This is a genomic window from Paenibacillus sp. FSL R10-2778, assembly GCF_038593035.1.
Classification (GTDB): Bacteria; Bacillota; Bacilli; order Paenibacillales; family Paenibacillaceae; genus Paenibacillus_AQ; species Paenibacillus_AQ odorifer.
Genome location: NZ_CP151956.1, coordinates 1,523,134 through 1,543,413 on the forward strand (window position 1 = coordinate 1,523,134; position 20,280 = coordinate 1,543,413).

16 protein-coding genes are annotated in these 20,280 nt (G+C 44.1%); 11 read left to right on the forward strand and 5 right to left on the reverse strand.

Translation table 11 applies throughout. The features are described from left to right. Nucleotides 1-2: 2 nt before the first annotated feature. From NST40_RS06730 to NST40_RS06765, 8 genes are all read left to right on the forward strand, one after another. Entirely contained in the window at nucleotides 3-3,074 is a 3,072-nt protein-coding gene (locus NST40_RS06730) for a glycoside hydrolase family 2 TIM barrel-domain containing protein (RefSeq protein WP_076276652.1), read from the forward strand. Nucleotides 3,075-3,230: 156 nt separating this feature from the next. Next, on the forward strand, nucleotides 3,231-3,941 hold the full coding sequence (locus NST40_RS06735; protein WP_076276651.1) for a lantibiotic protection ABC transporter ATP-binding protein: 711 nt from the start codon (nucleotides 3,231-3,233) through the stop codon (nucleotides 3,939-3,941). After that, complete coding sequence (locus tag NST40_RS06740; protein WP_076276650.1) at nucleotides 3,938-4,684, forward strand: lantibiotic immunity ABC transporter MutE/EpiE family permease subunit; 747 nt, start codon at nucleotides 3,938-3,940, stop codon at nucleotides 4,682-4,684. The genes NST40_RS06735 and NST40_RS06740 overlap by 4 nt, the downstream gene beginning before the upstream one ends. A gap of 2 nt (nucleotides 4,685-4,686) precedes the next feature. Next, nucleotides 4,687-5,448: a lantibiotic immunity ABC transporter MutG family permease subunit gene (locus NST40_RS06745; RefSeq protein WP_076276649.1), complete on the forward strand. Its 762-nt coding sequence runs from the start codon at nucleotides 4,687-4,689 to the stop codon at nucleotides 5,446-5,448. Between the two features lie 15 nt (nucleotides 5,449-5,463). After that, the gene (locus NST40_RS06750) at nucleotides 5,464-6,123 is read left to right on the forward strand and encodes a response regulator transcription factor (protein WP_076276677.1); all 660 of its coding nucleotides are present in this window, start codon (nucleotides 5,464-5,466) and stop codon (nucleotides 6,121-6,123) included. Between the two features lie 101 nt (nucleotides 6,124-6,224). Then, complete coding sequence (locus tag NST40_RS06755; RefSeq protein ID WP_179087004.1) at nucleotides 6,225-7,487, forward strand: HAMP domain-containing sensor histidine kinase; 1,263 nt, start codon at nucleotides 6,225-6,227, stop codon at nucleotides 7,485-7,487. A 289-nt stretch (nucleotides 7,488-7,776) separates the two neighbouring features. Continuing rightward, nucleotides 7,777-8,550, forward strand: a complete 774-nt coding sequence (locus NST40_RS06760; protein WP_036675873.1) for an SDR family NAD(P)-dependent oxidoreductase — start codon at nucleotides 7,777-7,779, stop codon at nucleotides 8,548-8,550. A 499-nt stretch (nucleotides 8,551-9,049) separates the two neighbouring features. Next, nucleotides 9,050-9,409: a hypothetical protein gene (locus tag NST40_RS06765; protein ID WP_036675871.1), complete on the forward strand. Its 360-nt coding sequence runs from the start codon at nucleotides 9,050-9,052 to the stop codon at nucleotides 9,407-9,409. A 64-nt stretch (nucleotides 9,410-9,473) separates the two neighbouring features. Here the strand turns inward: NST40_RS06765 and nrdF are convergent, their stop codons facing one another. From nrdF to NST40_RS06790, 5 genes are all read right to left on the reverse strand, one after another. After that, a complete protein-coding gene (gene nrdF / locus NST40_RS06770) occupies nucleotides 9,474-10,433 on the reverse strand; it encodes a class 1b ribonucleoside-diphosphate reductase subunit beta (protein ID WP_076275365.1) in 960 nt (319 codons plus the stop codon). A gap of 39 nt (nucleotides 10,434-10,472) precedes the next feature. Then, the gene (gene nrdE, locus NST40_RS06775) at nucleotides 10,473-12,557 is read right to left on the reverse strand and encodes a class 1b ribonucleoside-diphosphate reductase subunit alpha (RefSeq protein WP_076185378.1); all 2,085 of its coding nucleotides are present in this window, start codon (nucleotides 12,555-12,557) and stop codon (nucleotides 10,473-10,475) included. Next, nucleotides 12,544-12,903: a class Ib ribonucleoside-diphosphate reductase assembly flavoprotein NrdI gene (gene nrdI / locus NST40_RS06780; RefSeq protein WP_036675861.1), complete on the reverse strand. Its 360-nt coding sequence runs from the start codon at nucleotides 12,901-12,903 to the stop codon at nucleotides 12,544-12,546. The genes nrdE and nrdI overlap by 14 nt, the downstream gene beginning before the upstream one ends. Nucleotides 12,904-13,306: 403 nt before the next feature. After that, nucleotides 13,307-14,956 (reverse strand): helix-turn-helix domain-containing protein, encoded by a 1,650-nt coding sequence (locus NST40_RS06785; RefSeq protein ID WP_076185377.1) that lies wholly within the window; start codon nucleotides 14,954-14,956, stop codon nucleotides 13,307-13,309. 30 nt (nucleotides 14,957-14,986) lie between these two features. Next, on the reverse strand, nucleotides 14,987-16,810 hold the full coding sequence (locus NST40_RS06790; protein ID WP_081383302.1) for a sensor histidine kinase: 1,824 nt from the start codon (nucleotides 16,808-16,810) through the stop codon (nucleotides 14,987-14,989). Nucleotides 16,811-17,037: 227 nt separating this feature from the next. On the opposite strand from NST40_RS06790, the gene NST40_RS06795 reads away from it, so the two are divergent. The 3 genes from NST40_RS06795 to NST40_RS06805 all read left to right on the forward strand — a co-directional run bounded on the left by NST40_RS06795 (nucleotide 17,038) and on the right by NST40_RS06805 (nucleotide 20,274). Beyond that, entirely contained in the window at nucleotides 17,038-18,381 is a 1,344-nt protein-coding gene (locus NST40_RS06795; protein ID WP_036675860.1) for a sugar ABC transporter substrate-binding protein, read from the forward strand. 99 nt (nucleotides 18,382-18,480) lie between these two features. Further along, complete coding sequence (locus NST40_RS06800; RefSeq protein ID WP_036675858.1) at nucleotides 18,481-19,419, forward strand: sugar ABC transporter permease; 939 nt, start codon at nucleotides 18,481-18,483, stop codon at nucleotides 19,417-19,419. A 15-nt stretch (nucleotides 19,420-19,434) separates the two neighbouring features. Then, complete coding sequence (locus tag NST40_RS06805) at nucleotides 19,435-20,274, forward strand: carbohydrate ABC transporter permease (RefSeq protein ID WP_081383301.1); 840 nt, start codon at nucleotides 19,435-19,437, stop codon at nucleotides 20,272-20,274. Nucleotides 20,275-20,280 lie beyond the last annotated feature (6 nt).

A 20,280-nucleotide genomic window follows, 5' to 3' on the forward strand; every position in this document is an offset into this window, starting at 1 on the left:
AGATGAAGCAGCAGGTTGAACGAAACCTCACTCCAAGTCTGGAATGGTTATCAGACCCTTCCATTTATGCAATAGGCAGAGTGCACGCGCATTCTGACCATCGATATTACCAAACGAAAAATGAAGCCGAAGCGCTTGGAGAAATGCCCTGGCGCCACAGCCTGAACGGCAGCTGGAAATTTAGTTATGCCCAAAATGCCATGGAACGACAGGTTCATTTTTATAAGGAGAATGTGTCTTGCAGAGGCTGGAAGGATATTAAAGTTCCCGGTCATATCCAACTTCAGGGTTATGGGCAGCCTCAGTACGTGAATACGATGTATCCATGGGACGGTCATGAGCATCTTAGACCTCCAATGATCTCTGAGGACCACAATCCTGTAGGCAGCTATGTCAAATATTTTGAAGTTCCTGCGGGCTGGGAGCAACGTCCGGTGTATATTTCTTTTCAAGGAGTTGAATCGGCTTTTTATATATGGCTAAACGGGGAATTTGTTGGCTATAGCGAAGATAGCTTTACACCGAGTGAATTTGATTTAACATCGTACTTGACGGAAGGTGAAAATAAGCTGGCGGTCGAAGTCTATCAGCGCAGCACGGGGAGTTGGTTGGAGGATCAGGACTTCTGGCGCTTTTCGGGAATCTTTCGTGAGGTGTATCTATACACCGTGCCGGATGTTCATGTGCGGGATCTCCATGTTCAAACCGATTTGGATGAAAAGTTTGAGCAAGGAACGCTGACGACTGTCATGCAATTGATAGGTAAGTCTGCCTCAAAAGTGCTCCTTGAGCTTAAGGATAGAGCAGGTAATCTTGTGGCTAGTACTGAAAGTGAAGTTTCAGGAGATTCCCTTTCGCTTACGCTTGCGGCAACAAAGGTGCAGCTGTGGAGCGCTGAAGCTCCTAATCTGTATACCCTTTACGTCTCTGTTTACAACGCATCCGGGGATCTTGTAGAAGTTGTGCCGCAAAAAATTGGTTTTCGGAAATTCGAAATGATAGATAAGATTATGCACTTAAACGGCAAACGTATTGTATTTAAAGGTGTCAACCGACATGAGTTTAATCCGCGCTTTGGACGCAGCATTACAAAAGAAGATATGCTGTGGGACATAAAAACCTTAAAGCAGGCGAACATCAACGCTGTGCGGACCTCGCACTATCCGAATATGACACTCTGGTATGAGTTGTGTGATGAATACGGAGTCTATGTCATTGACGAGATGAATTTAGAGTCGCATGGATCATGGCAGAAAATGGGGGCCATTGAGCCGTCTTGGAACATCCCCGGCAATAAGCCTGAATGGCAGGATATCGTGATGGATCGTGCGATTTCCATGGTAGAGAGAGACAAAAACCATCCCTCCATTCTAATTTGGTCCTGTGGGAACGAATCTTTTGCAGGAGAAGTAATTTTGAACGTAGCCAATTATTTTCGAGAGAAGGATCCTACTCGTTTGGTTCATTATGAAGGGGTGTTCCATAACCGTGAATATGATGATTCGAGCGATATGGAAAGCCGCATGTATGCGAAAGCGGCAGATATCGAAAGGTATTTAACAGAAGATCCGTTAAAGCCATATATTAGCTGTGAATACATGCATGCGATGGGCAATTCCGTCGGGGGATTGCATAAATACACAGAGCTGGAGCAGAAGTATCCAATGTATCAGGGTGGATTTATATGGGATTATATGGATCAGGTGATTGTGAAAAATGATCGATACGGTAAGCCCTTCATGGCTTATGGAGGAGACTTCGATGACCGTTCAACCGACTACAACTTCTCCGGTAACGGAATTGTGTATGCGGATCGGAGATGGTCGCCAAAAATGCAGGAAGTGAAATTTCTGTATCAGAACGTCAAGCTGCTCCCGGACAGTCAGGGTTTTACAATCAGAAATGAAAACTTATTTGTGGGCTTGGATGCTTATGAATTACAATACGCTCTGAACTATGAGGGTAGGGTCATCCAGCGTGGAACTGTATTCGTTCAGGTTAATCCGGGCGAGGAAAAATATGTACAAGTGGATCTACCTGATATTAAGAATCAGCCTGGCGAGTATAGCTTGGATGTTTCACTTGTCCTGAAGGAAGATTCATTATGGGCGAATAGCGGTTATGAAATCGCTTTTGGCCAGCATGTTTTTCAAGTGGCAAATACGTCAGCCGAGGAGTCTTTAACAGATGCTAAGATAACATCTGTCGTGAATGATTTTCGCGTGGTTGAAGGAGATGTGAATATTGGCGTACATGGTCGCGACTTCTCCGTAATGTTTTCAAAGCAGGCGGGTACATTAATTTCTGTTAAATATTCAGGGCAGGAAATGATCTCTTCACCGCCCGCACCGCTCTTCTGGAGAGCAATGACAGACAATGACAAGGGGGCAGGAATGCATTTCGACTCTTCCCCTTGGTATGCAGCAAGCTTGACCCGTAGAACGTTAAGCTTCGAGCTCGTGGAGGAGAAAGACCGTGCGACGGTGACTTACGTGTATAAGCTTAGTGTATCAGAGGCGGTACGTGTAAGTGTAACTTACACAGTGTTCTCCGATGGAAGCATACAGGTGAAATCAAGCTACCATGGAGCAGCGGGTTTACCAAAGCTTCCGATCTTCGCTTTAAGCTTTAAGGTGCCAGCGGATTATCACCAGCTGAATTGGTATGCAAATGGTCCGGAAGAAAATTATATCGACCGTGCGTGTGGGGCGAGATTGTGTCGCTTCCAGAATCATGCGGTGGACAATGTGTCGTCCTATTTGGTGCCGCAGGAATCGGGCAACCGCACAGGTGTGCGCGAAGTATCCATAAAGAACGATTATGGCCAAGGCATTATAATATCGGCACCAGCTACAGCCCCTGTTGAAGCCAATATCTCGCCTTACTCGGCAATGGAGCTGGAGAATGCGACACATCATTATGAGCTGCCGAACGTTCACTATACCGTTGTTACCATTGCTGGACGTCAAATGGGCGTAGGCGGGGATGACAGCTGGGGAGCTCCAGTTCTTGATGAATATCAAATCAATCCATCCTTAGATATGGATTTTGAATTTACAATTCGCAGAGCATGATGATAAAAATTCAACAGGCTCGGTTCAATGTTAAATTTGAACCGAGCTTTTTTATGCTCGTTATAATTCCTTATAATTTGAGCTCAGTAAAACCTTATAAAGTCCTTAGATTTGCTATATATGATCAACGTATAGCAAATGAGAGGATGATATAGGATGGGAGAGTATATTTTACAAACTAATAATTTATGCAAGAGTTTCAGGGGGCAGCGTGCGGTTAGCGATATCAGCATAACCGTAAAAACTAATTCGATTTATGGACTGTTAGGCCCAAACGGCGCAGGTAAATCGACGACTCTAAAAATGATAACAGGGATTCTTCGAGCGACGTCAGGACAAATATTATTTGACGGTCATCCATGGACACGTAAGGATTTACTACACATTGGAGCGCTGATTGAGTCCCCGCCACTTTACGGGAATTTGACTGCTGCCCAAAATTTGAAGGTACATACGACAATATTAAACTTACCGGATTCTCGGATTCGGGAAGTTCTTGAAATTGTTGATTTAACAACAACAGGCAAAAAAAGAGCGGGACAATTCTCTATGGGCATGAAGCAACGTCTCGGGATTGCGATCGCCTTGTTAAATCAACCTAGACTCTTGATTCTGGATGAACCGACAAATGGGCTTGATCCGATTGGGATTCAGGAATTACGTGAGCTTATACGCTCATTTCCTGCACAAGGGATTACCGTCATCTTATCGAGTCATATTCTTCATGAGGTGGAGCAAATTGCCGATCATATTGGGATCATTAGTAATGGTGTTCTAGGGTATCAGAATGCAATATATCCTGGTGATGATTTGGAGAAATTGTTCATGGAAGTCGTGACTCGGAACAGACAGGAGGTAATAAGATGATCCACTATCTTTTATCCGAAAATATTAAATTTAAACGAACATTTTCGCGAAAATTGATTGTCGTGGTGCCACTGTTTTTTCTTCTATTTTCATTTTTCACGCAACAGAATCTGCAAACTGAAGACCACTATTTTATGGAAATGGTATTTAATTGGTGGCCGCTGTTATTCATGACCATAGGTTCTGCTTTGTTGTCTACACTATCGAATAACAAGGATCGTAAGGCTGGAGGGTACCGTAGCTTAAGCAGTCACGGAATTAACATCGTTAAACTTTGGCTCAGTAAAATTATTGTTGTGTCATATTATTTGTTGCTGTCTTCGCTGCTTCTTATTGCAGTAATGTACCTATCTGGTCTTTTGTTTCCTTTGGGTGCAGCACCCTTATCTGAAATTACAACAGCCGCTATTGTTGTTTGGTTGACCTCTTTGGGGATGATTCCAATCTATTTTTTCTTAGCCGAACAATTTGGGGCGGTAGTATCTATTCTTGCAGGTCTTTTTGGGATGATTGTGAGTGTACTAGCAGCGGATCAACCTTCATGGATTTATGTTCCGTGGAGTTGGGCTTTAAGGTTAATGTGTCCCATTGTTGGTGTGCGTCCCAATGGTGTGGCTCTTTCAGCACAGGATGCTCTAAGAGACTCTTCGGTTATTTTACCTGGAATTGTGGTGTCGCTTGTATTCTTTTTGGTAACCCTCACCTTAACTAGCTGCTGGTTTAGTAGAAGAGAGGTGCGATAGAGATGGTGATACTCCGACTATTGCAAGCTGAATGGTTGATGACAAAGCACACTGCAATTCGTTGGTTGATATTCCTTGTTCCTGTTCTATATCCGATGATGGTACTTTGGTATTTTTCACAGCGTGCGGATCAGCTTCACATCTATGATGGTTATTTTTCATTAATAGCCTTTGGGTTGCCTGTTGGGATAGGATTATTCTCTGCTTTAATGAGTGGTTTAGAGGAGGGGGCAGGGGGATTCTATAATTTATTAAGTGCTCTTTCACGTCCGAAGTGTTATATAAGAAAACTCGGGTTCATAATCTTGGCGATGATATGGATCGTATTCGGTTCAACATCAATTCTAATACTGGGCATGAAAAAAATTTTGCATATAGAGCAGATCCAATATCTAATATTCTGGCAAGGAGCTTGTTGGGTAGTAGGCACTGCTCTAATCTTAATGATCTTTCATCTCATCTTAAGTTATGCTGGAGGCATGGGACTTTCTCTAACGGTGGGTAGTGCAGGTACGCTAATTGCAGCCATCGTAGGTGGAACCATTGTAGGAGATAAAGTGTGGTTATACATACCGTGGGCCTGGTCGATGCGGATGATTCAACTTCCCTTATTTTATGCACAACCCAACGGGCTCATTGAAACGGAAGTATTGAAGCTGCAACTTCTTCATTCCGTACCTGCTATACTTATTAGTACAATGGTAATGGCAGTGTTAGGCTTGATATGGTTTTATTACTTTCAGGGTAGGAAATCATATGAATAAATAGGAGTGAGGTCACTGGCTAATATTTTAATAATAGATGATGAACCTGATATTTTGGCGTTAGTAAATAATATTCTCAGCAAAGATCACCATAGGGTTACGGTAAAAACAAGTGCACGACATATGCCTTTGAATGAGTACTCGACATTTGATTTAATCCTGTTGGACGTGATGATGCCAGATATCGATGGTTTTGAGCTCTGTACTCAAATCAGGGATATCGTAGACTGTCCGATTCTGTTTCTTACAGCTAAATCAATGGAAACGGATATTATGTTTGGACTTAGTGTAGGTGCAGATGACTATATCGTGAAGCCTTTTCGCGCAGGCGAGTTAAAGGCTAGGGTTAACGCTCATTTGCGGCGTGAAAATCGAGGGAAAAATCATATGTTAAGCGCATCTGGAGTGAAATTCAATCTCTCGGCAAAGGAGATTTCTGTTGATAAAGAGAAAATAAATCTCACTAAAAGTGAATATCAGATATGTGAATTTCTTGCTAGAAATAAAGGTCAGGTTTTTTCCAAAGAACAAATTTATGAATCGGTTTATGGTTATGACAGAGAAAGCGATAGCTCAACTATTACAGAACATGTGAAAAATATCCGCAGTAAGCTGAGTGCGAGGGAGGTTTCACCGATTGAAACCGTTTGGGGGATAGGTTACAAATGGGTGTGAAACGAATACGGCTCCGTACAGTCTTCATTCAATATTTATTATCATTAGGTGCGTGTACTCTATTATTGGCATTTCTGTGTTTAGGGGTATTTACTCTCTTAATGCAGTATGGAATGATTGTTCCAGCAAACCATACCGAGCAATCCATTGCAAAGTCTTGGGATGTTTTGCAGCGTGCGCCACAAATTACGGAAGAAATGGTCCCTTGGGGAGCGGAATATGCGGTATTGGATCAGCAAAAGAACTATATTTCAGGAAATATTCCTAAAGAACGCGCTCTAGATATATTGCAGAAGAATCAAAGCAGTTGCAATCTCATGGGTACAAACTGCACCGATGTGATTGAGCGGGAGCATGAGGTTATCGTACTGCAATATGCAATTGTACCGCAGTTCACCTCAAATTTTCTGCATAACACGCTGCCTAATCCGCAATTAACGTTATTGCTGTTTTTTGTAGTTCTGATGTTACTGGAAGTTATTCTGATTTCTGGATTTTTCGCTCGAAGACTGAGTCGAAAAATGGCTTCCTTGCAGGAAGCTGCACATCACATTGAAGCTAAGAATTTGGATTTTACTGTCGTGTATTCTGGGGTCAGTGAAATTGATGAGGTGCTATCATCTCTGGAACAGCTGAGAGAGGAATTGAAAAAGTCGCTAGAACAGCAATGGAATCTGGAACAAATGAAAAAAGAGCAGATTTCTGCGCTTGCCCACGACATTAAGACTCCTCTTACGATTATTCAAGGAAATGCAGATTTGCTGATAGACTCAGATTTAGCGGAGAATCAGCAAGAATATATAGGGTATATTTCCAAAAATGCGGATCAAATCGAACAATACATGGCAACACTTATTGAGATTTCTAATACGAGGAAACAAATTTCTCCCCGCTCTAAATGGGTGAGAACGGAAGCCTTTATCCAGCAAATTCGTACGCAGTTAGATGCGTTGGTTGTCCCTAAGCGTCTTCAGATAGAATTCCACCAAGACAATGATCTGCCCCCTGAGGTGTTGATAGACAATGAGCTACTTCATCGGGCTGTGATGAATGTGCTCGCTAATGCGGTAGAGTATTCCCCGTATGAGAGTGTGATTTATTTGCAGGTTGAGGCAAAACAAGATCGGTGGAGTATAACGGTAGCAGACAGTGGATCAGGATTTACGAGTGAGGGACTCCAATCAGCAGTTAAGCAGTTTTATCGAGGGGACAGTAGCCGTACCTCCAAAAGTCACTATGGATTGGGACTTTATATTGCCGACACCATTGTCAGGCAGCATCAGGGCAGTCTGCATATTAGCAATTCTCCCCTGACGGGTGGAGGTCAAGTTCGAATCGACGTCCCAGTTCGTGGAGTTAGGTAGAGGTTTATTACACCTCTTAGACTAACATTGGATAAAACTTCTGGTTTATCTGATGAAATTCTAAGGGGTGTATTTTTTATGACGATCAAAACCAAATTCTCAATTGTTGGAAAAGTAGATTAAAATATTGATTGCTATATACAATTAAATACAATAAAGTTGTCATATAGAGGATAATTTTGTCGATTTTTCTGCAAAAATGTTCCAATCCACATTGTATCAGGTGACATTAGGGTCTATGAGGTTCAAATCCTCTTCCTGAAAAAGACATAAGAAAGTGGTGCGCATAATGAGTAGCAACAGATTTGAAAACAAAGTAGTTATTATTACGGGTGCTGGTACCGGAATCGGAAAAGCTACAGCATTGAGAGTAGCAAGAGAGGGTGGTACTGTAGTAGTTGCCAATCGATCAGATGCTGGCGCTAACACAGTCGAAGAAATCAAAGCTTTAGGTGGAGAAGCTCTGTTTGTGCGGTCAGACGTTTCAGTTGAAGCAGACTGCAAAAATATCGTAGATCAAACCTTAGCAGCTTATGGAAAGATTGATTGCCTTTATAATAACTCAGCAATTACAGGAGATAATGCGGATGTTACAGAATATGATCCGATATTGTTTCAAAAGGTGATTCAGACAAATCTTAATGGCCAATTCTACATGTTGCATTATGCATTACCACATATGAAATCCGGTGCTTCCGTTCTAAACTGTTCCTCCTTGCATGGTATTTTTATTGGGATGGCAAATGATGCAGCTTATTCAGCAAGTAAACACGCCATTGTGGGCATGACTAAATCGGTTGCTAAAGAAGTGGGTCACCGTAATATCAGAGTGAATGCTATTTGCCCTGGTCCTATCCCTACACCAACCATGAACAGATACGAAAAGCTGTTGTCTGATGATGTAGAGATGCTTCAATCTCTTATCGCTTCTGGAACGGCTTTGGGCAGATATGGTACGCCTGAGGAAGTAGCTGCTTTTGCATGTTTCCTTCTAAGTGATGAGGCTTCATTTATTACAGGTACAGCACATGTGATTGACGGGGGCTACTCCGCAACTAAGTAATTAGACGGATTAATTTACTTATATAAGCATCTAGTATCGAAGGCTTTGCGGCGTATTCCTGTTCGAAAATCCTGTAGGATGAATGGACTGGAGTTGGAAGGCGCACGCAGAGCCTTTTTTAGTTGTTTCTAAATGATAACGGAATTACACAAGTGTGAATGAAATTAAGGCAAATATAACCATGGATATGTTGGAATTTGTAGAAATTTGTATTTTAATATAAATAAAAAAAGAAATTTGTCGATAATAATATAGGTAATAGGTATGAGTTAAAATATATTAGAAAGGATGTTGCAATAAAACGATACAGGAAATAGATGTCATTAACTATTGATTGTAACGATATGGCATCATTTAAACAAGGCAGTTTGTTCCAAACCCAGTTGCCAAAAGTAGAAGTTACTGAAAAGCCTGGTCAGAAATTTTTTTGTCTGTTGGAGTTACATACATTACTTTCTATTATTAAAAAATAACTATTAAAACTTGGAGGAATACAATTATGTCATACACAATTAAATACAACAAAAGTGAAAACCACATCGATGTAGTATCTATCGATTTTTCTGCTGAGGATGTTCCAGGATACTTGAAAGATTTTGAGAATATCATGAAGCTTGTTAGTCCTAAATTTACGGGTACAACTGATGTAACTGAATCTGCAAGTGTACTTTCTCCTGAAGTTGCAGCAATGTTGGCTCCAACAGGTGAGATGGCGAAAGCAGCTGGCCAAGCAGGATGGGCTTATGTAACTAAAAACCCAATTTGGAAAATGCAATTGAAACGTATTTTTGGCAGAGATTTTGCTGATGCTTACGATACCTATGAAGAAGCTAGAACAGTTCTGAAAAAATTGCAATAATCTAATAAATAGAGTTAGCAAAAAGTGCGGAGAGCTTTCTCCGCACTTTTTGTTTTATCTATATTTAAAATTGAAAATCTTCATCCTTCAGTGGCTCCACATTAAGCGCCCGGACATATCCGTTGCCTTTCTTCGAGAAGAAGTCATGCTGCTTGGTGTGGGTGCTGATCCCGTTCTGAACAATCGGGTTGATCTCTTCCTCGTCGAATAGCGGGTCATGGCCCAGATTCATCATCGCTTTATTGGCATTGTATCTTAGGAAAGTCTTAACCTCGTCCACCAATCCGATAGGGGCATAGATCTGCTCGGTATAACGCTCTTCATTCTCATGCAGCAGTCGAAGCAATTCTACCAGCGTATGGTGAAGTTCGCGTTGCTCGTCTTCTGGGAGCCCCTCAAAGATCTCCTGTGCCAGCACACCGACATATACCCCATGGATGCTCTCATCCCGTAGAATAAGGTCGATGATCTCACCGCTGCAAGTCATTTTGCCCTGCCCAGCCAGATATAGGGGATAGAAGAAACCACTGTAGAACAAGTAGCTCTCGAGCAGCACGGAGGCTGCCATGGCGAGGTACAGGTCTTTAGGTGAGTCTATGTTTTTGTAATATTGTGAGATGGTCTCCGCTTTGAACTGGAGGAAGGGGTTCTCTTCTACCCAGCGGAATACACTGTCGATCTCCTCTGTAGAGGACAAAGTGGTGAAAATACTGCTGTACGATTTGGCGTGAATTTGTTCCATCATACCCATGAAGCCCAGTACAGCTTTACGTTGAAGGCCTTCGACATGCTCCATAATCTGCGGCATTCCGACTCCGCCTTGAATCGTATCCAGCAGTGTCAGACCGCCCAGCACCTTCATATAGGAGTCCTTTTCTTGCTCACTGAGCGTGAGCCAGGACATTTTATCATCGGATAATGGAATTTCATCGTCCGTCCAGAATTGCATAATGTTCTGATTCCAGAACATCAATGAGAAATCGTCGTCGGGACGGTTCCAGTTAACGGCTTGGATAGCGGTCATAATATTGCAATCTCCTTTTCTGCGGCTATAGCCTTCCTTTTAGATCGAGCAGGTGAGGCATTCCTCGACGGACAGCTTTTTGGTCCGGGTGTAATACAGCGACTTCAAGCCTTTATGCGCCGCATACAGGTAGGAGCGGGCCAGTTCTCTGGTGGAAACATCACTGTTAACATGCAGAACGGTCGAGATACCTTGGTCGATATGGGGCTGAATTTCCGCGATCAGATCGATTACCTTGAACTGGTCCATCTGGTAAGCCGATTTATAGAAAAACACATTGTCCGGCCGCAGGTACGGCATCGGATAATAAGTAGTTGAATTAGCATAAGTCCGAGTCTCAATCTGCTCAACAATCGGCATAACGCTTGAAGTGGCGTTTTGGATATAGGAAATGCTGGCCGTTGGCGCAATCGCCAAACGGTAAGCATGGTATAGGCCATTTGTTTTTACCGCATCCCGCAATTGTTCCCAGTCTGCTGGGGATGGGATATAAATATCTCCGAATAACTCTTGTACCCTTGGGGTAACCGGGCGGTAATCGGTAGTCAGGTAACGCTCAAAATAAGCTCCCGTAGCATAATCAGAAGCCTCAAATCCATGGAAAGATCGGCCCGTGGCGGCAGCGATTTCCATACTTTTCTCCAGCGAGTGGAAATTCATGGTCATAAAGAAGGTCCGGGCAAAATCGCGGGCCTGCTCGCTTTCATAAGCAATGTTGTTCTTAGCCAGATAGCCGTGCAGATTCATGACGCCAAGACCGACAGAGTGCATTTCCTTGTTTGCTTTGGCTACGCCTGGGGCATTGGAAATACTGGTCATATCGCTAACAGCGGTCAGGGCAATCATGCCCTCATGTACGGATTCACGGATTTTGCCATGTTCCATCACGTTAACAATGTTCAAGGAAGCCAGATTGCAGCTTACATCGCGGCGGATTGTACTCTCCTGTCCGTAGTCGGCAATCTCTGAGGTCTCCTGCAGCTGAAAGATTTCAGTACAAAGGTTGGACATTTTGATCTGACCGACGTTTTTCAGGGCATGGGCCGCATTGGCATTGCTCTTGTTCATGATATATGGATAGCCAGATTCCAGCTGGATCATGGCAATTTTGGTCAGCATATCCCGTGCGCTCATAGCTTTCTTCTTTTTGACACGTGGATCGGCCAGCAGCTTATCATACATGTCATCCAGATCCATATCGTCGAGATGCGTGCCGTAGGCTTTGTACACACTGTAAGGAGCAAATACATGCAGCGCTTCATTGTCCTTTGCCAGCTTATAGAAGCGGTTTGGAATAATCAGGCCGATGGACAGGGTTTTGAGTCTTGTTTTTTCGTCGGCGTTGATTTTCTTGCTGTCGAGGAATTCCAGAACGTCCCAGCCAAAAATATTGTAATAGGCTGCTCCTGATCCTTTACGTTGACCCATCTGATCTGCATAGGAGAAGCCGTCTTCCATCAGCTTAAGTACAGGTATAATTCCCTTCGCAGCATCCTCAACACCCTTGATAGTTTCACCACGGGAGCGTAGCTTGGATAGGTTAACGGCCACACCGCCACCGATCTTCGACAACTGCATGCAGGTATTCAGCACATAGTTGATGGAATTGAGCGAGTCGTCCATTTCGATTAGGAAGCAGGAGACGAGCTCACCACGCCGGCTCTTACCGGCATTTAAGAAGGTTGGTGTCGCAGGTTGCAGGCGCTGTTCCATCATCGAACGGGCAAGTACCCCCGCAGTATCGGCATTGCCGCGTCCCAGGTGAAGGGCGACTGCCGCCACACGGTCCGGGTAATGCTCCAGATATTGTTTGCGGTCATTGGTTTTTACAGCGTAATCCGTGTAGAATTTCGAAGCTGCCATATAAGATGGAAAACTGAAGTTGTAGGCGTGGGTAATCTGGTAGACTTCTTCAATTTCCGCCGTGCTGTACTGTTCATAAAAATTCTCGTAGAAATCCTGTTCAATCATATAATCAACCTTGGCTTTTGTATTCGCAAAAACCAGACTCCGCCGCTCTACATCCCGCATAAATTCGGCTACTGCCTCAAGATCTTTGTCTAGCTGAAAGAAGCCACTTTCGTCTCTCTTCATCAACATGTTGTTTAATTCAATATGCCGCAACCCGGCTCACCTCCTGTTTAATCCGTTCTACATCGCCAAATGTACCCGATAACTCAAATTTACCGATAACGGGCACGTTATACCGATCTGCAATCAAGTCCGCGCTGTGCGCGAACAGCTCGCCCCAGTTCTTATTGCCGCTGGCGGCGATGCCCTTCAGATTGGCATTATTGTTCTTCAAGAAAGTAGACACCTTTTCTGGAATCTGTCCAAAGCCGGTGGTATATGTAATAAGCACATAGGGCTCATCAATCGTCATATGCTCCTCAATCTGCACAGCCGGCAACTTAAGTTTGCTGATGAAGCGTCTGACATTTCCTGTTTTTGAATCATACGCGACTAGCATGGTGTCTGTCCCCCTGTAAATATTAAAAACTATTGAAAATAGTATGAAAACTGAATGGATAAGCTATAAATTCTGAAAAATCGTATCTATACTATATTTAGTGTGCGTTGTTTATTTTAATTACTATATGTTGAAAAGTCAATATGGGAACAGCAGTCTTAATAGCTGAGAAAGTGTCTCGTAAGCGGTTTTTTGGTAGACTTTTAGGGCAGAAAGACCGGAGTATTAGCATTTTGCTAGTTTAAAAATAAAAATAAAAAAATTGCAGGAATAAGGGTGATACTTAGGGATGCTGCTGAGGGTGATGGCAAGCCAATAAATCTGTAAGGAACAGAGCCTGCTCCTTGCAGATTTATTGGCTTTATTTTTGCGAAGTGGGATTATTCTTAATAATCTCTTGATCTCAAGAACGGTTGTTCACTCCGAGGCTTCGGTCAGATGGTGAATCTGCTTTAAGTTGCTGCATGTATTCCCTGGGGGAAATTCCGGTTACCTTTTTGAAAACTTTACTGAAATAGAAGGCACTCTCATATCCCAGCTTCTGTGAGATTTCGTAGATGCGACCTTCCCCACGTGCCATCATTTCTTTGGCTGTCGTGATTTTGATCTCCGTGATATATTCCACATAGTTGACCTTGGCAACCTTGGAGAAAAGGTGGCTCAGATAGTTGGGACTGAAATTGAAGACATCAGCCACTTGATTGAGCGAGAGCTTAGTTCCGAGATTTCGTTTAATATACTCTTGGACATTTTTGACGAGCTGCTCCTTGTAGCTTTGTCTGCGGGTAGAGAGGATGTCTGAGCAACCGTCCCGGAACTGGATCAGCCAGCCAGCGATCTCTTCAATCGTATGCATCTGGTAGATAGCCCGGTAGCCCTCCGGTTCATTTTCGAAAATTTGTTCCACAATGTTCTCACCGTCTGCGAGCAGTGAAGTGGCCATGTACAGAATGTTGCAGGCGGCATCAGTGGCGGGAACCAGCAGGTCGGCCCGGCCGTCGAAGATTTCGATCATTTTGGAGATAATGGCGTATAAAGCTTGGGTATCCATTTCTTCAAAAGCACGGCGGATCTCTGTACGCAATTCGGAGAAATCAAACAACAGATGATCCTGCTCCAGCGACTCTCCTTCGGCAAAAAACACAAACGACTGTGCTTTAACCGCAGCAGGAAGCGCTTTTCGCGCAGCGAGGTAGCTTTCCCGCAGCAAATAAGGATCCTCGACCGCAAAGCCGATCGCGCCGATGATCCTTACATTGAAGTAGTTATGGAGTATGGAGGCCATATGGGTCAATAGCATTTCAATCTCAGGCATCCATTGCCGTGAATCCGTCCCGTTGACGGGCAGGGTTACAGCAAAATTGCGCAAGTCCAGACTGCTCACATAACAAGGTCTTATGGAAGTAAGCGTATCTTTGGCCATTTGGACGGTACTTGAACACAGAGCAACCATTTTATCGCCGCGGGGCGGGACACTGTCTGGCCCCAAAATACGGCAAGTGCAGACTAGATAAGCAGGTTCCTTGAGCTCAAGGTTTAAATCATCTCTCTGCAAAAGGTACTGGTTTTTATTTGCGAATAAGTTATTGAACAGGCGGATGAAAAATTTATCGCGTTGAGCTTGTAGATTGCCTCTATGAGCAAGCATGGGATAGCTGTCTAGGGTTTGAAAAGCCTCCAACTGGGAAATTGCTTTCCGAATGGAGGCATCAAGTGCCTCTGGTGTCAGTTCTAGCTTCACTAGATAATCTGTGGCTTGCACTTCAATCGCTCCACGCGCGTATTCGAATTCCTCGTAGCTTGTTAAGATGATGAACAGCGGAAGCCGGCCGTGTTTTTTGCGTACCGCATTGGCAACTTCTAAGCCGCTTTTAATTGGCATTTTTATATCGCTGATTACGATGTCAGGACGAAGGGTGTCAATCATTTCTTCCTCTTGAGCCCCGTTGTGTGCAATGCCGACAATTTCTATATTATATTGCTCCCACTTCAGCATGGACTGCAAGCCGATACAGACCAGCGCCTCGTCATCAGCAATTAACAACTTGATCAATTCCATCACATCCTTGCTTGATATGCTACTCTATTCCTTTTGCAGGAACGGCAGAAGAATCTTCATCCGGGTATATTGGCCCGACTCACTCTCAATCGAAAGACCGTAATTATCCCCAAATGCCAGGCGCAAACGTTCATTTACGCTGCGGAGTCCAATATTCTCGGGCATTTCTTTGCTTCCATTACCTGGATTCGACAGAATCGTGGAGATTTCTTCTTCCTTCATCCCTATACCGTTGTCTTCAATCGTAACTAGAATATCGGCGAATCCACTTTTGGCCACCTTAATGAGAATTTCTCCTCTGCCTTTGGGCTCAATGCCATGGAAGATGGCGTTCTCGACCAGGGGCTGGAGCGTGAATCGTGGAATTAGGCCGGTTAGCAGTTCCTCGTTGTCAATCTCCTTTACCATAGAGACCGTACTGCCATAGCGATATTTCTGAATTAGAAAATAATCATCCAGCAGGCTCAGCTCATCTTTCAACGGCATTAGTCTACGGTTGTCTTTGGCGATGCTGCGCAGCAGTCTGGATAGTGAAGTGGTCATTTCCGCGATGCCGGTAGCATTCTGAATTGTAGCCATCCATTTGATCGAATTCAGTGTGTTGTACAGGAAATGGGGATTGATCTGACTCTGCAGCATCCGGTATTCCAGCTCCTGCTTCTGTTTCTCGTCAGCGAGCCGGCTGTCCATAAGCGCTACGATATCTTGGGACAGGCGGTTAATGCCCCGGCCGACATCGCCAAGCTCGCTGTTCCATTCGATATTGCGGTCCAGCAGGAAATTGCCCTGGGCGATCTTATCAATCCGCTTCTTCAGTTTTTCCACCGGAAGACTGATGGTACGGGTCAGATACAGCGTAATGATAGCGCTTAAGACAATAACCAGGAGACAGACGCCGAGCATAACCAGAATCCATATATTTGTCTTGGGAGCGAACAGGTCATTGGATAAAGTCTGTGACAGAATGACTCCGCTGCGTACGGGATAAGATACCACGATATGGCTCTCTTTCTCGTCCTCGAGCTTGACCATGGACAGCTCAGTTTGCGGACCGACAGGTTTATCATTGGTATAGGCCACCGGTTCATACGGCTCTGCAATGGCGATGACCTGGTCGCCGATGAGCTGATAATGATGATTGCCGAGCGTCAGCAGCAGCCGGGAATTCTTCGGCAGGGAGTACCCTTTCAGCTTGTCGGTAATAACAGTGGTATTCGCTAACAGGTACACTGTTCCAACGCGGGAAGCTCCTTTGCCGTAAATAGGAAAAACAAAAGGAATTCCGTTCGTGTTGGAGAGCGGGTCCTTGATCACCCGGTCCCATTTCTCCTCGGCATCATTGCTAAGGCCGGTAATTTGACCGATATTGTGTATGGTAAGCGGAACAGAGGTGCCGGTTTTATCCACCTGCAGAAACTTTCCGTTGCTGTCCGTAACAATCAGACGGCGGGCATAGCTGTTGGAGCGGTTGTTCAGGAAGTCCTGCTGCATCGAGTTGAATACATTAACTGCTTCCTTAGAGCTAGCCTTAGGTGAGCTGAAGTAGTCTGTAATCAGGGTATTAGTAGAAGAGTTAGTGCTGCAGGTCATCGCCAGCGATGACAGATCAATTAAATCCTGTTCAATAATATGGGATACCAGCTGCAGATTGAACTCGGTCGCCTGGATGGTTGTTTTACGCTGATAATAAGTAATTAATTCATAGCTAAAAAAAGACAACAGCGACGCTATCAGTAGTGCGAATACGGCCATGAGCAGAATAATGCGACTTTTAATGGTGGATTTTCTTACCGTATTTAACACTCCTCTACAAAATGTGAAAACATATAAAGCGTTTTCATATACCATAGCATATTCCTGCGTTCCGATACAGGGGGAGGTACATAAGCTGAATATTTTACATGTTTTAGATAGAAAATTACAGGTTTGAACCGGAGCAGGGAAGAAGAACACAGAAAAGTGAATGAACTTTGTTTGATAATGCATGCCATTCTTGCGAAAAAAGCTATAAACTTTGAACTAAGCTCAGAAGAGCCGATCGTAGTTACACAATCAGAAGAAAAGGGGATATTTAAATGAAACTGAAAAGATTCTATGGCATAACCCTCGCCACAGTATTCTCCATGAGTCTGTTGGCTGGATGTTCTGGTAATAACAACAACGAAGGTGCTGCTGCAACGACAGCTCCAGCAACGGGGAATTCTGCAAACGCTTCCGCTGAACCGAGCCAGGAGCCTGTGACTTTGAAATGGGCCTTGTGGGATTGGGAAGCTACCGCTTACTACAAGCCGCTAATCGATGCCTATAAAGCTGAGCATCCGAATGTAACGATCGAATATGTCGATCTGGGGTCGACGGACTATATGACCATGTTAAGCACACAACTATCCGGTGGCGCAGATCTGGACGTACTTACAATTAAAGATATTCCGGGCTACTCGAACCTTGTGAAACAGAATCACCTGGAGCCGCTTAAAAGCTTTATGAGTGGCAACGCTATTGATCCTTCGGTATATGGAGGTACTGTAGAACAAATCGAAGTGAACGATGAGGTGTATGCGCTTCCTTTCCGCAGCGATTTCTGGATTCTCTACTACAATAAAGATTTGTTCGACAAAGCAGGCGTGGAATATCCAAGCAATGATATGACATTCGAGCAATATGATGAGTTGGCCAGAAAAATGACTTCCGGCAGCGGTTCTGAAAAAGTGTACGGAGCTCACTACCATACTTGGCGTAGTGCGGTTCAACTGTTCGGTATTCTGGACGGCAAGAACACTGTTGTTGACGGAAACTACGATTTCTTGAAGCCAACCTATGAGCGGATCCTGAAAGAACAGGAAGACGGCATCGTAATGGATTACGCCACACTGAAGACTTCAAGCACGCACTATTCTGGCGTATTCTACAATAATTCCGTTGCTACTATGAACATGGGCAGCTGGTTTATCGCTACACAGATTGAGAAAGTGAAGAGTGGCGAGTCCCAATCGGCTAACTGGGGCATTGCGAAATACCCTCATCCGGATGGTGTGGAAGCCGGTACAACCCTGGGTACAATTACTTCCCTAGCTGTAAATCAGAAATCCAAACATAAAGAAGCCGCACTTGATTTCATGAAATTCGTGACTGGTGAAGAAGGCGCTAAAGTCATTGCTTCCACCGGAACCATTCCAGCGATTAAGAATGATGAAGTTATCAATTCCATTACTTCCATCGAGGGCTTCCCTACGGATGAGAACAGCAAAGCGGCACTGACTACTGTTAAGACTTATCTGGAAATGCCTATGCATGAAAAGAGCGCAGACATCGAAGTTATTTTGAATGAAGCGCATGACAATATTATGACTAAAAATGCTTCGATTGACGAAGGTTTGGATGATATGAATGCTCGCGTACAGCAGCTCTTGAATAATTAACCTTAAGAGAGCCGGTTCTAAGGGCGGGTGAAAGCCCGCCTTTTATATTAAAGAGTATAGATTTGTGGGGAAAGTTTTAGAAGGTTTGGAGGAGAAAGAATGCAGAACGAAACCATATTGGGTACAAAAAAGATCCCTAAACGTCATTTGTCAAAAGGTGTCCGGGAAAACCTGGTAGCTTACAGCTTCATTGCGCCGAACTTTATCGGATTTGCCCTGTTTACACTGGTACCTATGTTTTTTGCCTTTATCCTTGCTTTTGTGAAATGGGACGGGGCCAATCCAATGAAGTTTATCGGGCTGGACAATTTCACCCGGTTGATCAGAGATACAACATTTCACAAAGCATTATGGAATACCATTGTTTACACTATTGGCGTAGTACCGTTCACCATGATTGTCGCGCTGGCGCTGGCGATTCTGCTTAATCAGAAGATAATGGCCCGCAATTTCATGAGAACCGTATTCTTTTTCCCTTATGTAGCATCCCTGGTAGCCGTTGCTGCCGTATGGAACTTTATCTTCAGTCCTACGATGGGTCCGATCAACAATATCCTGCATACCCTTACCGGTATCCCGCTGGAGGATCTTCCCCGCTGGGCAGCGGATAAACACTGGGCGATGTTCACAGTAATACTGTTTACAGTGTGGAAAAACATGGGTTATTACATGGTTATTTACTTGGCAGGTCTTCAGGGCATCAACCCTGAATTGTATGAGGCTGCTGAACTTGATGGTGCGGGCGCGTGGAGAAGATTCCGCAATGTGACGGTCCCTCAACTGGCGCCTACCTCTTTCTTTGTTCTGATGATTCTAGTCATCAATTCGTTCAAAGTCTACGATATCTTTATCAACCTATTTGCCGGCGCCGATAACCAGTTGAATGATTCTACAAGGGTTATGGTGTATCAAATCTATAATACGGCGTTCCGCTCGCTTGATTACGGATATGCCAGCGCCATGGCCATTGTATTGTTTCTGCTGGTACTTGGCATCACCATCGTCCAGTTCCGCGGCGAGAAGAAATACGGACAATAGGAGGATTCAAAAGATATGGTTGGTAAAAGTAAAGGACTTAGAATCAGCATTATGGTTCTTGTGTATATTTTGTTGTTTGCGACAGTACTGGCGATGCTGGTTCCGTATATATGGATGTTGTCTTCTTCACTCAAGATGAACAAAGATGTGTTTTCCTTCCCAATGCAGTGGATTCCACAGAATCCGCGCTGGGAGAATTTCGCGGATATCTGGACACGGATTCCGCTGGGCCGTTTTATTTACAATACGGCGAAATTATCGATTATCGTAACGATTCTACAACTACTGACTTCCAGCTTTGCTGCGTACGCGTTCTCCAAACTGCATTTCCGGGGAAAAAACATTCTATTCCTTGGATATATTGCAACGATTGCGATCCCTTGGCAGGCTTACATGGTGCCGCAATTTATCCTGATGCGTTACATGGGACTTAACAACACGCATTTGGCAATCATACTGCTGCAGGCATTCTCGGCATTTGGAGTATTTCTGATGCGCCAGTTCTATCAAGGTGTTCCGGATGAATTATGCGAGGCTGCCCGTATTGACGGCTTGAGCGAATATGGAATTTGGGCGCGAATCATGCTGCCGTTGTCCAAGCCAGCATTGTCTACATTGACGATCTTCACCTTTGTCGCTACCTGGAATGACTTCCTAGGGCCAATGATTTATCTGACAGATACGAAACTCAAGACTATCCAAATCGGACTAAGAATGTTCATCTCGCAATATTCCGCCGAATATGGCCTGATTATGGCCGCGAGTGTGGTGTCCATTATTCCGGTTGTAATTGTTTTCCTGGCTCTGCAAAAGTACTTTGTACAAGGTGTTGCAGCATCGGGCATTAAGGGCTAGAACCGT

Bases quoted from the DNA above. Each gene is read 5' to 3' on its own strand.
- NST40_RS06730 (WP_076276652.1), top strand. From the start codon at position 3: ATGAAGCAGCAGGTTGAACGAAACCTCACTCCAAGTCTGGAATGGTTA.
- NST40_RS06735 (WP_076276651.1), top strand. From the start codon at position 3,231: ATGGGAGAGTATATTTTACAAACTAATAATTTATGCAAGAGTTTCAGG.
- NST40_RS06740 (WP_076276650.1), top strand. From the start codon at position 3,938: ATGATCCACTATCTTTTATCCGAAAATATTAAATTTAAACGAACATTT.
- NST40_RS06745 (WP_076276649.1), top strand. From the start codon at position 4,687: ATGGTGATACTCCGACTATTGCAAGCTGAATGGTTGATGACAAAGCAC.
- NST40_RS06755 (WP_179087004.1), top strand. From the start codon at position 6,225: ATGCAGTATGGAATGATTGTTCCAGCAAACCATACCGAGCAATCCATT.
- NST40_RS06760 (WP_036675873.1), top strand. From the start codon at position 7,777: ATGAGTAGCAACAGATTTGAAAACAAAGTAGTTATTATTACGGGTGCT.
- NST40_RS06765 (WP_036675871.1), top strand. From the start codon at position 9,050: ATGTCATACACAATTAAATACAACAAAAGTGAAAACCACATCGATGTA.
- nrdF (WP_076275365.1), bottom strand. From the start codon at position 10,433: ATGACCGCTATCCAAGCCGTTAACTGGAACCGTCCCGACGACGATTTC.
- nrdI (WP_036675861.1), bottom strand. From the start codon at position 12,903: ATGCTAGTCGCGTATGATTCAAAAACAGGAAATGTCAGACGCTTCATC.
- NST40_RS06790 (WP_081383302.1), bottom strand. From the start codon at position 16,810: ATGGTATATGAAAACGCTTTATATGTTTTCACATTTTGTAGAGGAGTG.
- NST40_RS06795 (WP_036675860.1), top strand. From the start codon at position 17,038: ATGAAACTGAAAAGATTCTATGGCATAACCCTCGCCACAGTATTCTCC.
- NST40_RS06800 (WP_036675858.1), top strand. From the start codon at position 18,481: ATGCAGAACGAAACCATATTGGGTACAAAAAAGATCCCTAAACGTCAT.
- NST40_RS06805 (WP_081383301.1), top strand. From the start codon at position 19,435: ATGGTTGGTAAAAGTAAAGGACTTAGAATCAGCATTATGGTTCTTGTG.